Source organism: Duganella violaceipulchra, assembly GCF_019166075.1.
In the GTDB taxonomy this organism is placed as follows: Bacteria; Pseudomonadota; Gammaproteobacteria; order Burkholderiales; family Burkholderiaceae_D; genus Rugamonas; species Rugamonas violaceipulchra.
In genome coordinates this window covers 1-13,854 of record NZ_JAHTGR010000006.1, presented here as the reverse complement: position 1 = coordinate 13,854, position 13,854 = coordinate 1, and the positions used below count along the sequence as shown (strand labels likewise).

The following is a 13,854-nucleotide window of genomic DNA, read 5'->3' as shown; positions in this document are numbered from 1 at the left end:
TTTTCAGGGCGCGGCCGGGGCGCCGGGCTGGTCCCGGTAGGCCAGCAGGCGCAAGGCGTTGATCACCACCAGCACGGTCGAGCCCTCATGGAACAGGACCGCCGTGCCGATGTTCAAGCCGAAGATGGTCGCAGGGACGAGCACGGCGACCATGCCCAGACTGAGCCAGAGGTTTTGCCGGATAGTCCGGCTGCTCTGGCGCGCCAAGCCGACCACGAACGGCAGCCGTCCGAGGTCGTCGCCCATCAGTGCGACGTCGGCCGTTTCGAGCGCCACATCCGATCCGGCGGCGCCCATCGCGATGCCGACGCTGGCGTTCGCCATCGCCGGGGCGTCGTTGACGCCATCGCCGACCATGGCCACCTTGCCGTGCTGTTGACGCAAGCGCTTGATGGCCTCGACCTTTTGCTCGGGCATCAGGTCGCCGCGCGCTTCGGCCAGGCCGACCATGCGGGCGAGCGCGTCGGCAACCATTTGGTTGTCGCCGGAAATCATGATCAGGCGTTCGATGCCCAGCGCCCGCAGGCTGGCCATCACCGCTGCGGCCGCGGCCCTTGGCGTATCCATCACGCCCACCACGCCCAGGAAACGGTCGCCTTTCAAGACCGCCATCGTGGTGCGCCCGGAGGCCACCAGCTGGGCGTTCGCCTGGACCAGCGCGGCGGGCAGGGATGGGAGCTTGATCTCGGCGAACAGCACAGGTTTTGCGATGTAGACGGCCTCGCCGTTGACGGCGGCCTGGATGCCGCGGCCGGTGATGCTGCGGACGTCGGCCACGATGACATCGGTGAGCGTCGGCTTGCCTGCGGTGAGCGTGCCGGTCTTGTCGAAGGCGATGCAAGTCAGGCTGCCGAGGTTTTCCAGCGGCCCGCCGCCCTTGACCAGCACGCCGCCACGTCCGGCGCGGGCCACGCCGGACAGCACCGCGCTGGGCACCGAAATGGCCAGTGCGCAAGGACTGGCCGCAACCAGCACGGCCATGGCCCGATAGAAGCTGGCGGCGAACGGCTCGTCGACCACCATGAACGCAAACATCAGTACGACCACCAGTGCCAGCACCGCCGGCACGAAGCGGCGTTCGAATTGGTCGGTGAACTGCTGTGTGGGAGAACGCTGGGCCTCTGCTTCGGCCACCATCTGGACCACGCGCGCCATGGTCGACTGGGCGGCGAGGCGGGCCACCATGACCTCGATCGCCCCCGCGCCGTTGATGGTGCCGGCGAATACCCGGTGGTTTGCCGCCACCCGCCCGAAGGCCGCGATCGCGGCATGGCCGTCGGCCACGGGCTGCTTGTCGACCGGGACGCTTTCGCCGGTGACCGGCGCCTGATTGACGCTGGACGTCCCCTTGACGACGACGCCATCCGCGGGCAGGCGCTCATCGGGCTTGACCAGCACGAGGTCGCCCGGTTTCAAGGCTTCGACGGCGACTTGCTCAAGCCGGTCGCCGCGTTTGACGCAAGCCGTTTCGGGCGCCAGTTTGGCCAGCGCCTCGATCGCGCGCCGCGCGCGGCCCATGGCGAAATGTTCAAGCGAATGTCCCAGGCTAAACAGCGACAGCAGCAAGGCGCCTTCGCCCCACTTGCCCAACGCGCCGGCGCCGGCGGCGGCCACCAGCATCAGTGTGTCGATCTCAAAGCGGCGGGCGAGGAGATTGTCGAGCGCCTCCCGGGTGGTGAAGTAGCCGCCGCACAGGTAGGCGGCGCCGAACAGCGCCGTGGCGAGCCAGTCGGGGCCGATCGGCCACCACGTGCCCAGCCAGCCCGCCAGCGTGCATGCGCCGGCCAGCATGGCAAAGATGAGTTCGGTTTTTTCGCCAGACAGGCCGTCATGGCTTGCGCTAGCCACCCTTGCCGTCGCCCAGGTATTTCTGATAGATCGCGTTGAAGCGCCCGCTGTCTTTCAGGTGCTTGAGGCCGGCGTTGAAATCGTCGCGCACTTTCTTGTCGCGGAACACGGCGCGGTAGTCCATCGGGTTGAACTTGACAAAGCTTTGCTCCACCACGGCCTTGGGGTGGAAGGTTTTATTCAGTTTCAGTTGCAGTGTGAAATACTTGAAGATATTGCGATCGCTGAGCACGATGTCGTAGCGGCCGCGATCGAGCGTGAGCACTTGCAGCGCCTGGTCGTTCTGCTCGAAATAATGGCCGGCCTTCTTGACCTCGTCGAGCCATTCCGGATAGCGCTTGGCGGCGCCGGCGAAGGAAATGACGGTCAGGCCGCGCAGGTCTTCTGGCGTTTTGATGTCCAGATGGCGCTCTTTCAGGCTGATGAAGACGTTGTCGTAGAAAACCGCGGGATCGCCGTAGTAGGCGCCCCATTTCTCCATGTCTTCGCCCAGATCGGTCATGGCGGCATCGACATCGCCGGCCTTGAACGCGACCGGGATGCGGGCGAAGGGGTAGTAGTGCGGCTTCATGACATGGCCGCGATAGGCCAGCGCCTCGCGCAGTATTTCCACTTCGATGCCGGAATCGGTCTCGGGAAAACAGAACGGCGGTATCTTCTCGCCGAAGGCCATGCGGACCGTGTCCGCAGCCGCCAGCGGGCTCGATAGGCACGCCAACAAGGTGCTAAGCAGCAGCGGGACCAGGCGTAGACGTGCACTCATGGCGTTCCCCGCTCAGAATTGATGGCGCATGCCAGCGGCGACCAGCCGGCGCGTGCCGCCCGGCAGCGCGGCCTGGTAGCTTGCGGCGCTACCGTTGCGTAAATTCGAACTGACGACATACAAATTGGTCCGCTTTGAAATTGTGTAGTAATACCCCAGCGCCAACTGGGTGGCGTTGGCGTTGCGGACGATGCGGTCGGACTTGCGCACGACGTCGGCGGCGATCAGGCTGCGGCCAAACGGGATGCTGACGCCCACCAGCGTATCACGGGTGTCGAGGCTGGCGCCGTTGCGGCTGCGCGCCAGCACCATCCAGCCACGCAGCGGCCCGAAGTCGTAATTCCCTGCCACCAGAGTGCTGCGCGCGGCGCGGACGCCGAGCGCGTCATTGGTGTCGTGGTACGCCAGTTCGACATTCAACGGTCCCGCCGCATAGCCGGCATCGGCGCTGACCTGACGGTTCGCCGATGCGTTGCCGGCCACCTCGCCGGCGCCATACGCCAGGTCGGCATAGAAGCCATGCAGATCCGGCAACGAGTATTTTACCGTGTTGTCCATGCGCACGCCGGAATCCTGGAACACGCGGGTCGACTCGCCCGGTCCCTTGGCGTCGAACGGGTCATTGGTGGCGATGGCGCCGAAGTAGGGCGTGAACATCCGCCCCAGTTTGATGCTGCCGAAACTCCCGGACAGTCCGACCCAGCTCTGGCTGCCGAAAGGGCGTCCGGCGAACGATGGGTTGCCGGTGTCCGCTTCGATCTGGGATTCGACCACGAAGCTGGCGTGCATGCCGCCGCCGAGCTCCTCGTTGCCTTTGATGCCGAAGCGGGAGGCGGTCTGCTGGCCGCTGTTGACGGCGGTGGTCGACTTGCCGGAATCGCGGTCGGCGACGACGGCCAGATCGAGCACGCCATACAGGCTGACGCCGTTCTGGGCCAGGGCCTGCTGCATGATGCAAGCAAGCGGAAGCAGCACAATTCGCCATGTTTTCACACGATCTCTCCTGCTAAGAAACGGGCAGGGCGCCTTCATGAGCGGACGCCTTGAGTGCAGACAATATTAACGTTCTACACCGCGTAGTGACGGGAATCAAGCATTCTGTAAATTATTTGGCGGCGGCGCGCCGGCTTTACGACACCATCAATGCGACGCCTCGCTGACCGCGACGGAATCTTTCGCCGCATCCATCAAGTCGGCGGGCACCGTAATCCCGAAGCGCTTGATCAGCTTGAAATCGAAGGCCACGCCTATCCTGGCCGGGGTTTCCGCCGGGATCGCGGCTATGGGCTCGCCGGCCAGCAGGCGGGCGATCATCTTTCCAGCCTGCTGTCCCATGCCCGGCAGCGATGGGTACATGCACATGGTCGCCCCCCATCCCGCGCGGGCGTCGGGTTCGATGATGCCGACCAGCGGTTTGTTCGCATAATTGAGCATCGTGCGGGCAAACTCCGGATTGATCCCCATTTGATCGTTTGGCGCGAGAAACAGGTCGACCTGGCTATTGAGTTCTTCGATCAGCGGCACTGTTTGCATCGCCATGCGTTGCGTGCCGTTGTCACCCCTGACAAACTTGACGCTCCGGTAGATGATCTTCAAGTCCTTAAACTCAGGGTCGACGGCCAGCAGTTTTTCCAGCCATGCGCGATAGCTGGCCGACTGCGGCATGTCGCCATGAATCAGGCCTATGGTGCGGGCGCGCGGCATCAGCCGGCGTACGAAGCGCAGGCGATCCTTGACCGGCACCGGAAAGGAAACGCCGGTCATATTCCGGGTCGGCGCCACGCCGAAGCCGCCGATCATTCCCAGGCCAACCGGATCGGTGACGGAAGCGAAGACGAAACGGCTGTTTGGATACTCCGCCGCTATCTTCACAAACGCCTGGGCCGCGATGGTGCCGGCGATGTACACCACGTCAAAGCTCGCTCCGTGTTTGAGCTCCCAGATGTGGGTGGCCGCGCCCTCGAACTGCGAGAGCGAATAGCGTTCGATCTCCAGGTTGCGCCCGGCTACGAAGCCGTGGCCTGCAAGCGCATCGAGCATCGCACCGGTGATGGTGATATAGGGCTCGGTCCTTTGCGTATCAACCACCAGCAGTCGCCTGACCGGCGCGGCGGCGCCGAGCGGAGGCCATGCCACTAGCCCCGCAATCAGCAGCGGCAATGCAATGATGGTGCGGCGCTCGCTCATATACATTCCTCCGGTCATTGCCATGATACTCCGTTCGGCGGCTCAAGGGCCGTGACCGGGCACATGCCGTGGCCATTCCAATCGCAAGTTAAATTACGTTGTAACTTTCGATATGAGAATGTGTTTGACGTCATAGCTTTCGTTATGGTCTTATGTTTACGTTTTAGTTCTTTCGAAAAGAAAAGTAACAATCACTTGAGGAGACTACCTTGCAATACAAGGACATGAGGCGACTGGCGGCACTGGGCATCATGCTGACGGCGCTGGGCGCCCAGGCGGCGCAGCATTTTTCCGTGGCGGGAGACCACTTCGAGCTGGACGGCAAGCCCTACGTCATCCGCGCCGGCGAAATGCACTATGCCCGCGTTCCCCGCGCATTGTGGCGCGAGCGCTTGCAGCAACTGCGGGCCATGGGCCTCAATACCGTCACCACCTACGTGTTCTGGAACCTGCACGAAGCGGAGCCGGGCCGCTTTGACTTCAGCGACAACCTGGACCTGGCCGCCTTCATCCGCACCGCGCGCGAGGTCGGCCTGACGGTGGTGCTGCGGCCCGGCCCCTATGTCTGCGCCGAGCTGGACTTCGGCGGCTTTCCCGCCTGGCTGCTGCGCACGCCCGGCCTGAGGGTGCGCAGCATGGACCCGCGTTTCCTCGAAGCGACGGCGCGCTACTTCAAGCGCGTGGCGCAGGAGGTGGCGCCGCTGCTGTCCACGCGCGGCGGCCCGATCCTGATGACGCAGGTGGAGAACGAGTACGGTTCCTACGGCGAAGACCACGCCTACATGGCCACCATCCAGAAGCAGCTGATCGACGCCGGCTTCGATCTGCCGCTGTTCACCTCCGACGGCCCCGACCCGACGCTGCTCGACCGCGGCACCTTGCCCGGTCTGACGCCGGTGGTCAATTTCAACGGCACCGTGGACGAGGTGAAGGACGCCTTCGCGCAGCTGGCCGCCTTCCGCCAGAACGTGCCGCGCATGGCCGGCGAATACTGGGCCGGCTGGTTCGACCACTGGGGCGAGCGCCGCCATCAGACCAGCCCCAAGCTGGCGGCCGACGCGGTGGACTGGATGCTGGGGCAGGGCATCTCCTTCAATCTGTACATGGCGCACGGCGGCACCAGCTTCGGCTGGCAGCCCGGCGCCAACAGCCACGGCACGACCTATCAGCCGGACACCACCAGCTACGACTATGACGCCGCCATCGACGAAGCGGGCCGGCCTACGCCCAAGTTCTACGCCATCCGCGCCGCGATCGAGCGCCATCTGGCGCCGGGCGAAAGGCTGCCGGACCTGCCGGCGCAGACCGCCACCATCGCCGTGCCGCGCTTCGCGCTGGACGAGTCCGTGGCGCTGGTCGATACGCTGCCCAAGCCGATCGCATCCCGCCTGGCGCGCAATATGGAGGCGTATGGACAGGGCTACGGCTTGATCGTTTATCGCAAACGTTTTGCCGAGGGCGCATCCGGCAAGCTGGATCTGGGGGCGGTTCGCGATTACGCCCACGTTCTGGCGGACGGCGCCACCTTCGCCACACTGGATCGCCGGCGCGACGAACATGTGACCGAGCTCGACCTTGCGCCGGGCGGCACGCTGGACATCGTGGTAGAGAACATGGGCCGGGTGAATTTCGGCCCCACGTTGGCGGACGAGCGAAAAGGGCTCACACGTTCTGTATCGCTGGCAGACAAGCCTTTGCTGGACTGGGAAGTGTTCCCCTTGCCGCTGGCGGATGTGTCTGGCCTGCGCTTTGCACGCGGTACGCCGGCGAAACGCGGCCCCACATTCTGGCGCGGTCATTTCAGCAGCAGCGCGGCGGGCAGCACCTTCCTGGACACGCGCGCCTTGGGCAAGGGGCATGTGTGGGTGAACGGCCACCACCTCGGACGTTACTGGCGCATAGGCCCGCAACAAAGCCTGTTCCTGCCGGCGCCTTGGCTGCGCAAGGGAGACAACGAAATCGTCATCCTCGACATGGATGGCGCGCCGGAGGCGCCCAGCGTGCAGGGCTTGCGCGACCCGGTGTTCGCCACGCCAGGCTGATACCGGTTAGGGCCAGCCAACGCTAATTGTGCCGAGGGGTTTTTGCTGCAATAATGGGCTCATGAGGATCACAAGCGCCCCCACCTGTGCGACGTCCGAGTCGGCCAGCGGCAAGTCGTTAAACGGCGACGGCGATTCCGGCGGGGCGGCAGACAGGCGCCAGAATGGACCGTTGCAACAGTTCGTACCCAAGATCGCCGACGAACATCTGGAACTCGCCCGAGGCGACGGCGACCAGGTGGTGACCAGCGGGATGTGCATGGGGGCAATTGCGGCGGCGACCGGCCACTTCTGGGAAACTCTCCAGGAGCTGCCCGCGAACAAGGACGTATTGCAGGGACACCGCGATGCACACGTGTTGCGGGAAGGCGACCGGATCACCGTGCCCCCACTCAAGGCAAAGGAAGAGGCGTGCGCGGTGAACCGGCGCCACCGCTTTCGCCGCAAAGGCGTGCCGGAGAAGCTGCGGCTGCGCATGGTCGACATTTCCGAAGTCATGGCGAACCAGCCGTACATCCTTGTGGTGAACGGCGAGCGCCGGGACGGGACGACGGATCAGGATGGATTACTTGACGAGTGGATTGCGCCAAGCGCGCAAAGCGCGACTCTGTATATCGGGGACGACACCTATGAATTACAGTTGGGCGCGCTGCAACCCGCGTCGACTCTCCCTGGGGCGATGGCCTACCTGCTGAACCTTGGCTACCTGTCCGAGGCAACTGAGGTGGAAGAGCAGATCCGTGCGGCGATCGGCGCGTTCCAGGTGGACCGCTTCCTGGAGCCGACCTTTGCGCTGGACGAGACGACCATTGACGCGATCGAGGCGCAGTACACACATTGGAGGGCGACGGCGAATGCCTAAAGAAAAAACGAAGCGGCAGAGTTTGCGCGAGAGTCTCTCCCCAATGTACCGCGAGTTGACTCCGGAGGAGGCGAGAAAGGCACTGGAGCAGCGGTTTCTGAATGATTTAGAGAAGCAGCGCGCGCCGAAGACGGTGCGAGTACGCCGTGGCTGGAACGAGAACACGCTTGCCAAGTCGCCCAGATTTTGCGGTTTTTTGCAGAACATCGAAGGCGTCCCCACGAACGAGCGCACGTTGCAAGACCCGCACTCGTACTGGTACTTGCAGTTTGAATGCGTGGATGCAGAATGGGTGGACGGCCGGGTCGACGGGATGCAGCGCGACGAACGGTTTGAGTGGGTCACGCGATTCCTGCAGGGCAGATCGTTCGACGATGCATGGGCTGCGTCGACGCACCCGGCTCGGTATGCGCTGTCTTCGGTACATCAGCGGTTTGCCGCAGACCTGGCAAAGATGAACCCCTTGGAAGGTATTTATGAGTGCCTGGTGGACCCGAGCTATCTGTGGCAGGCGAAGATCGATAGTCCCAAGGAAGCACAATGGTTTGAGCTGATTCTGGTGGAACGTCCCGACGATCCGGACGAAGAGACGCATGGGTTCTTTTTCTTCGACGAGGCGGCGGAGGACGGACGTGCACGACTCGCACAGGCGCAGTTGGGATGGCTGCGGCAACTGACGCCGGGGCATCACGAGTTTCTAACAGCTATTAATTTTCCGAATTTCGAACCGCCGGAAATCGGCGACCCCGCCATTGAGGTAAACCTAGACGCGCCGGATGAGCCGCCCGCGGCGGACATAGAGGAAGAGCCCGCAGCGGACATGGAGGAAGAGCCGCCCGAGAACGGAGGGGCGAGATGTTTAAGGGGCCGTACGCAATCAAAAGCGCCGCAGACCGAGCCCCGTTCTATCAGACGTTGAAGGACGCGCGGGAGTGGCTGCGAGGCACGTCATCGATCCAGATGGCGCTTTGGGAAGCGGTGCGGATGTTGCCCTGCCTGGGTATGGCGCGGCAGTGGCTTGCCGCGGCCGCCGCGGAACTCCGATCACTGACGACCGGGTTGCAGCCGTACGCTGCGTTAGCTGGTACGGGTGGCCTGCGCCTGCCGAAAATGGACCGGCGCGAGATGGTTGCCGCACCGCTGGCCTACCGTGGACACCCTGGGCCGAACACCATGGCTGCAGCGGGTCCCCACCGACCGTTTGTAGGCGCGGTGAACGTGGGGCAAGGCGGCCTGAACATGATATCGGACAGCAATGGCCGGATAGTGGCGTATTTCGATTTCGGATGGACCATTAACAACGCCTTTGCCCCGACCGTTTTTGGTGTGGAAACGTTGCCGGATCTATGTTTCTGCGCCCGTCCAATCATCATTATCTCGTCCATGGACTCTGACCATGTGAACATGATTTCCAAGATGCCCGACAGCCGGGGATTGCGCTGGATTCTGCCGCAGGAGCTGTCTTCAACACGCGCCACCAAGCGTATTGCGAAGATCACTGCGGCGGGAGGTATTGCATACCTGTTTCCACGAGGTGGACCGCGGCGGCATCTGCGGTTCCCCTGGGGCTTTGTGGAACGCTGCAATGGCGACGCATCGAACCGCGGCGGCCTGGCGGCGTTTGTCTGCGTGGACGATGGCGGCATGGTTGGCCTCGCCGCGGCCGGTATCCCAATCGCGGCAAGTGGCAGCATTTCGGTGGTATGCAATCGCGGCGGCGCCCCGGGCCGCAACGCGCATAGCAACTGGGCACGCCATTCACGACGCCGTCACTGCGATTGCAGCCGCGGGTGTCTCCCTGGGGAGGGCGCGCTCGAACGCGGCTGCCGCAGCATTTGACACCCTGCGCGCCGCGAAGGTCGAACCAGCGGAATGGGCAGCGCTGGTGTGGACGGTACAACACCCCGCGTGGGGGCCCGGAACCGCGCCGCAACTGTTGACGGGAGTTCCGCCCTACCACGCGACCGAGCGGTTTGTGATGCTGTGCGGCGATGCGTTCTGCTGGGACGTACCGTCGCTAAACGACATCCCGCCGCCGGCGGTGGTGGGCATGCAGGCCGGCCATCACGGCTCGATCCAGAGCGACGGCGGATACCTGACGACCGACGCCATGCCGTGGGCACCGGGCAGCCCGCGCAGCGCTGCGGCACAAGCGGCCGCCGGGATCGCGGATGTCGTGAACCAGGCGGCAGCGGCGGGGAACTCACTGTACCCGGCGATTGCGGTCGGAACCCTGACAGCGCTGGTCGCCCCGGCAGTGACGGCGGTGGTGAATGGACTGCTGGACACGTATGCCGTTGCCCCCCAAGCCATGCAGCTGAACGCCAACCAGGCCCTTCGCATGCGGGCAGCGTTTACGGCAGCGGCGGCGGTCATCTCACACACAGCGCTCGGCAACTACCGGCGCCGAGGCGCCGCGGCCATTCTCGCAGGATGGGCGCACTCGGATGCGTGCAACCCGGGATCGTTTGTGCGGGCCGTTTCGGTGCCGCTGGGGCACGACGCGGCGATTACCGCGGCGGAACTGGCTGCAACAGGGTTGCTGCGCGATGCTGACTGCCAGCACGCGCACGTCATTCTGAGCGGCCTGCCGGCGGTGGTGGCGGACAACATCGCTGAGGCGAGCGCCACCGCAGCGAACCTGATGGATCTCGCCAGGTTCGACGATACGCTGTGTGTGAATACGGTGACGAACTGTCTGACGCGTCGGCACGCCGCTAACCCGCCGGTAGACCCTGTCCAGCATGCGGCCGCGATCCTGGCCGGTTTCACCGGATATCCGGCGACGCAGGCAGACACGCTACGGCTTGCAGCGCTGCATACGGCAGCAGGCGTGGTGGCGCACAGATTGAACGTTCCCGCTGAGGTCATAGAGGCCGCGATGGAGCCCATGAACACCCGTGCCGCTGCCGTAGCCGGAGCCTTGGCGGCGGCGGGCGGCGGTGCGGTCAACTCAGGCCAGATAGGGTACTCGTATGGGGTAACGCGAGTCGCGCCGTATAAACACGGGTACGCATCGACCAGTGCGCAGTTCGGACGGGTCGGGCATGCGCATCCGGCAGCGGTGCGTCTGTATGAATCACACGGATGGCAACATCGCTTCAACACGTCCCAGAATGCGCACCTGAATGCAATTCAGGGAGACCCTGCTAGTCCACGTGGCAACGTGGCCTTATGTTGGGATGCGGCCAATCACACGCGCTACGCCGGGCACTACACCGGCGCGCCGGGCGCAGCCCACGTGCGCACCTGTGTGACCTGCGGCAAGCAGATGACTTTTAACTGTTGAGCGACAGAGCGGGGAAGCGGCATGTTCACTGTGCGAAGAGACCAGATGAAGGTTTTGGAGGCGATGGCGCTCGAGAATTTCATCGGGCGGTTGCGGGCGCAGCTCGCCGGCTTGGAGGAAAGGGCCGACAGCGCCGCAGCGACAGGCGTGGTGGAAGGTGACGCGCTGCTGCAGGAAGTGCGAGCCGGCGTGGCGTTGGCACAGTCGTTTCACCTGGAAACAGAGCGCGATGTGGCGGCGCTGGTCACGACGCTGAAGAACCATTTTGGAAGTTGCGCTCCCGACCTGCCTCGGCCCGCGTTGTCGATACTGACCACCTGGGGCGTGGAGCCGCAAGATAAGCTGCGACGTTTTGCGGAGTTGGCGGGCGGGCCGCCAAGGATGGTGGCAGATGGTCAATGAATTCAGCGACAAGCGGGTGGGGTCGGCCGTGCAGGATTGTCCGCTGCGAAAGCAGCAGTCGGCGCCCCCCCATTGGATCGAGCTAGAGCTGCTGGGTGAAGATGATATGCCGATCGCACATGCGGCGTATGAGGTACGCGTGCCGGACGGCAGCGTGGCCAAGGGCTTCCTGGACGACACCGGATTCATCCGCATCCCCAAGGTTGCAGGGGAGGGAGCCTGTCAGGTGCTGTTCCCTGAGTTGGATGCGGAAGCCTGGTCGGCGATCGACGCTGTCGACGCGCGCGACGCGGATTGACACCGTAGCGTGCAGGCCGAAACAGGCTCTCGATATGGCGCAGTCGCACGGCCTATGCCCAAGGGTGTGTGATGGGGATGTTCGGGCTCGTCGTGCTGGCCCGCGCGCTATGGACCGGCCTGGGTGGGCATACCCCGGCAGCGGAAACGATGGGCATCGTCGGTATCCTTGCCTCTGGCATGCTACAAATTTTTATGCTTTGAAAATTTCGTCCAACGCTACCAAAGACGCGCGCAGTTTCGTGGACAAGTCTTCAATATGTCCTTTAGGAGAACCATATTGTTTGAGTAGATCTCGCCGAATTGTCGCTGCCTCGTTTCCTGCCGCGTGCGCACTGAGCTTGGATCGAAGCCGCTGTATTTCAACCAACGGCGACACCAACTCCTCAATGCGATCGACATCGACTTGCATGGCGACCAAGCATTCTCGCAGCCACTTTAATGATCCCCATCCTGGTTCGCCAACGCGTCCCAGCTTCTTCGCAGTCGTTTCAAAATACGATTTTTTCATCCCTTCGATCACGCACTTCGCCATTCCAATCAACGTGTCGTTCCACGTCTTGTTGGACGTCGTCAGCGGATAGTGCAGTTGAGCGACCAGCGCTTTCTCATGCAGTGTGAACCAAGCGGGTTGCCGCCGGCCCAGGTCATCCAGGGTCGACTTCAGCGATCTAAGACCGTCAGCCGTAGTATCGAACGTGCCCTCGAAGTCCGTCGCGTAAGAGCGCTTGGATATCGAAGCCTTCGGCGGTTCGTTGAACGACGTCCAATAAAGCTGTTCTGCATACGGTAGATAACCCAAGTAGCGAATCAAAGTATGGACTTGGCCAGCTTCGTTAACGTCAAACGTTCTCAGCGACCAGGAATTCCGACAACTGATTGAGCGGGACTCGAGGCTATACTTGTCTGGGTCTGCCTTGTATTTGTCGAGCACATCAGGCTTAAAGAAGACCGGGGACGTTTGGAATGGCAAAGGCGACTCTGGCTGAAAGTACGAGGCCAATTGGTCAGGGTCGCAGCTGACGTCTGCAATGCAGCTGTTCTTGAAGTCTTGCGTGACAAAACTGGCAAATTGCTTGGGCGCCTTTCCTGCGAGGTAGATTTTCTCGCCGAGCTTCTTTGCACTCAGTGGCGGGAAGACAACCTGGGCACCCCTGAAGTAGCTTGCCCCATTGCCATCCAAGCGGTACTTCATGACGAGAGTGCGTGCAGGATCACAGAACTGCTTTTCTTGACCGCCATCGAATCCATGAAATTCTGCCGGGGTGACGGTGGAGTCAAACATTTGAACCAAGCAGGTCCCGGTTGCCGCCATATGCAGATTGAGTAGGTCACGATTTAGAGAGACAGTTTTCGCCGCGTGACGTCCGCCTGGCAGCTCAATCGCATCCACTTTTGCCAGTTCGACTACGTCGCCGGAATCGTCGAGGCGACACCATGCATCGCGCTCATCGACCCAGTGAAGCCCGTGCGCGTTCGTGAGCTCTTGGCTCAATTCGAAGTAGGACTTGGCATTACGAAGACCCTCAAACGATCTGCCGAATACCAGTCTCTTTCCACCTCGGAAACTGGGATCCCTGCTATGGCTATGTGGTTCGTTATATTCGACCCGTGGACCGGATCCACCGCCATAGACCAACCCGCAGCTGGGGCTGTCGAACGGACTACCACTCCATGACGTATAGCGGCCACGACGTGTTAGGTCCGCCTCTGTCTTTGGAATCAGTATTGAAGTGACATACAACGAAGCGCCTTCGGCGTCTGTATTTCCGTACAAGACGATCGAATTGGAGGTGTGCTGACTGACCAGAAACCGATGAAGATGCTGCTGTTCGGCGACGATTTTATCCTGTAGAGAATCTGACTCGGCTGGCATGAGAATCTCTAAGAACTGCTTTGCTTCCACTGTATATCCTTACTTCTCGTTTTGAAATTCCTGCATGGTCATCCGTCATTCTAGTCGACCTTGGTCGACAATAGGGGCGGCGGCAAGCTGCTGATTACGGTCACCAGCCCATAAAAAATGCCGACCATAAAGGGCTCTATGCCGTTTTCAGTGGAAATTGACATCAGGCGAAGTGGCGCGTAACGCCATGTTCGCGCGGCACGGCGGCGAGCAGCGGATTGGACGGCAGGTGTTTGAGCTTGGCCATGCGTAAGTAAG

The 13,854-nt window shown here is 62.5% G+C and carries 12 protein-coding genes; 7 read left to right on the top strand and 5 right to left on the bottom strand.

Translation table 11 applies throughout. The features are described from left to right. Positions 1 to 3: 3 nt before the first annotated feature. The 4 genes from cadA to KVP70_RS12655 form a co-directional block, all read right to left on the bottom strand. Positions 4 to 1,848 (bottom strand): cadmium family heavy metal-translocating P-type ATPase, encoded by a 1,845-nt coding sequence (gene cadA, locus KVP70_RS12670; RefSeq protein WP_217942592.1) that lies wholly within the window; start codon positions 1,846 to 1,848, stop codon positions 4 to 6. Then, the gene (locus tag KVP70_RS12665) at positions 1,841 to 2,611 is read right to left on the bottom strand and encodes a substrate-binding periplasmic protein (protein ID WP_217942591.1); all 771 of its coding nucleotides are present in this window, start codon (positions 2,609 to 2,611) and stop codon (positions 1,841 to 1,843) included. Before KVP70_RS12665 ends, cadA begins: the two co-directional genes overlap by 8 nt. A 12-nt stretch (positions 2,612 to 2,623) precedes the next feature. Continuing rightward, on the bottom strand, positions 2,624 to 3,562 hold the full coding sequence (locus KVP70_RS12660) for a porin (RefSeq protein ID WP_217942590.1): 939 nt from the start codon (positions 3,560 to 3,562) through the stop codon (positions 2,624 to 2,626). 189 nt (positions 3,563 to 3,751) lie between these two features. Then, positions 3,752 to 4,798: an ABC transporter substrate-binding protein gene (locus KVP70_RS12655; RefSeq protein ID WP_217942589.1), complete on the bottom strand. Its 1,047-nt coding sequence runs from the start codon at positions 4,796 to 4,798 to the stop codon at positions 3,752 to 3,754. Positions 4,799 to 5,007: 209 nt separating this feature from the next. Between KVP70_RS12655 and KVP70_RS12650 the strand changes: the two genes are divergently transcribed. The 7 genes from KVP70_RS12650 to KVP70_RS12620 all read left to right on the top strand — a co-directional run bounded on the left by KVP70_RS12650 (position 5,008) and on the right by KVP70_RS12620 (position 11,691). Next, entirely contained in the window at positions 5,008 to 6,840 is a 1,833-nt protein-coding gene (locus tag KVP70_RS12650) for a glycoside hydrolase family 35 protein (RefSeq protein WP_217942588.1), read from the top strand. 172 nt (positions 6,841 to 7,012) lie between these two features. Then, positions 7,013 to 7,702, top strand: a complete 690-nt coding sequence (locus tag KVP70_RS12645) for a hypothetical protein (protein WP_217942587.1) — start codon at positions 7,013 to 7,015, stop codon at positions 7,700 to 7,702. After that, complete coding sequence (locus KVP70_RS12640; protein WP_217942586.1) at positions 7,695 to 8,621, top strand: hypothetical protein; 927 nt, start codon at positions 7,695 to 7,697, stop codon at positions 8,619 to 8,621. The genes KVP70_RS12645 and KVP70_RS12640 overlap by 8 nt, the downstream gene beginning before the upstream one ends. Further along, positions 8,558 to 9,541, top strand: a complete 984-nt coding sequence (locus KVP70_RS12635) for a hypothetical protein (protein WP_217942585.1) — start codon at positions 8,558 to 8,560, stop codon at positions 9,539 to 9,541. Before KVP70_RS12640 ends, KVP70_RS12635 begins: the two co-directional genes overlap by 64 nt. A 136-nt stretch (positions 9,542 to 9,677) precedes the next feature. Further along, positions 9,678 to 10,991 carry a hypothetical protein gene (locus KVP70_RS12630; RefSeq protein WP_217942584.1) on the top strand — a complete coding sequence of 438 codons (1,314 nt, stop codon included), beginning with the start codon at positions 9,678 to 9,680 and terminating at the stop codon, positions 10,989 to 10,991. A gap of 45 nt (positions 10,992 to 11,036) precedes the next feature. Further along, positions 11,037 to 11,393, top strand: a complete 357-nt coding sequence (locus KVP70_RS12625; protein WP_217942583.1) for a hypothetical protein — start codon at positions 11,037 to 11,039, stop codon at positions 11,391 to 11,393. Then, a complete protein-coding gene (locus KVP70_RS12620) occupies positions 11,383 to 11,691 on the top strand; it encodes a hypothetical protein (RefSeq protein WP_217942582.1) in 309 nt (102 codons plus the stop codon). Before KVP70_RS12625 ends, KVP70_RS12620 begins: the two co-directional genes overlap by 11 nt. Positions 11,692 to 11,883: 192 nt before the next feature. On the opposite strand, the gene KVP70_RS12615 is transcribed toward KVP70_RS12620, so the two are convergent. Further along, positions 11,884 to 13,596: a hypothetical protein gene (locus KVP70_RS12615; RefSeq protein WP_217942581.1), complete on the bottom strand. Its 1,713-nt coding sequence runs from the start codon at positions 13,594 to 13,596 to the stop codon at positions 11,884 to 11,886. Positions 13,597 to 13,854: the final 258 nt, after the last annotated feature.

Excerpts from the sequence above, each read along its gene's own strand:
- KVP70_RS12635 (WP_217942585.1), top strand. The coding sequence starts at position 8,558 with ATGTTTAAGGGGCCGTACGCAATCAAAAGCGCCGCAGACCGAGCCCCG.
- KVP70_RS12625 (WP_217942583.1), top strand. The coding sequence starts at position 11,037 with ATGAAGGTTTTGGAGGCGATGGCGCTCGAGAATTTCATCGGGCGGTTG.
- KVP70_RS12640 (WP_217942586.1), top strand. The coding sequence starts at position 7,695 with ATGCCTAAAGAAAAAACGAAGCGGCAGAGTTTGCGCGAGAGTCTCTCC.
- KVP70_RS12665 (WP_217942591.1), bottom strand. The coding sequence starts at position 2,611 with ATGAGTGCACGTCTACGCCTGGTCCCGCTGCTGCTTAGCACCTTGTTG.
- KVP70_RS12660 (WP_217942590.1), bottom strand. The coding sequence starts at position 3,562 with ATGCAGCAGGCCCTGGCCCAGAACGGCGTCAGCCTGTATGGCGTGCTC.
- KVP70_RS12620 (WP_217942582.1), top strand. The coding sequence starts at position 11,383 with ATGGTCAATGAATTCAGCGACAAGCGGGTGGGGTCGGCCGTGCAGGAT.
- KVP70_RS12655 (WP_217942589.1), bottom strand. The coding sequence starts at position 4,798 with ATGAGCGAGCGCCGCACCATCATTGCATTGCCGCTGCTGATTGCGGGG.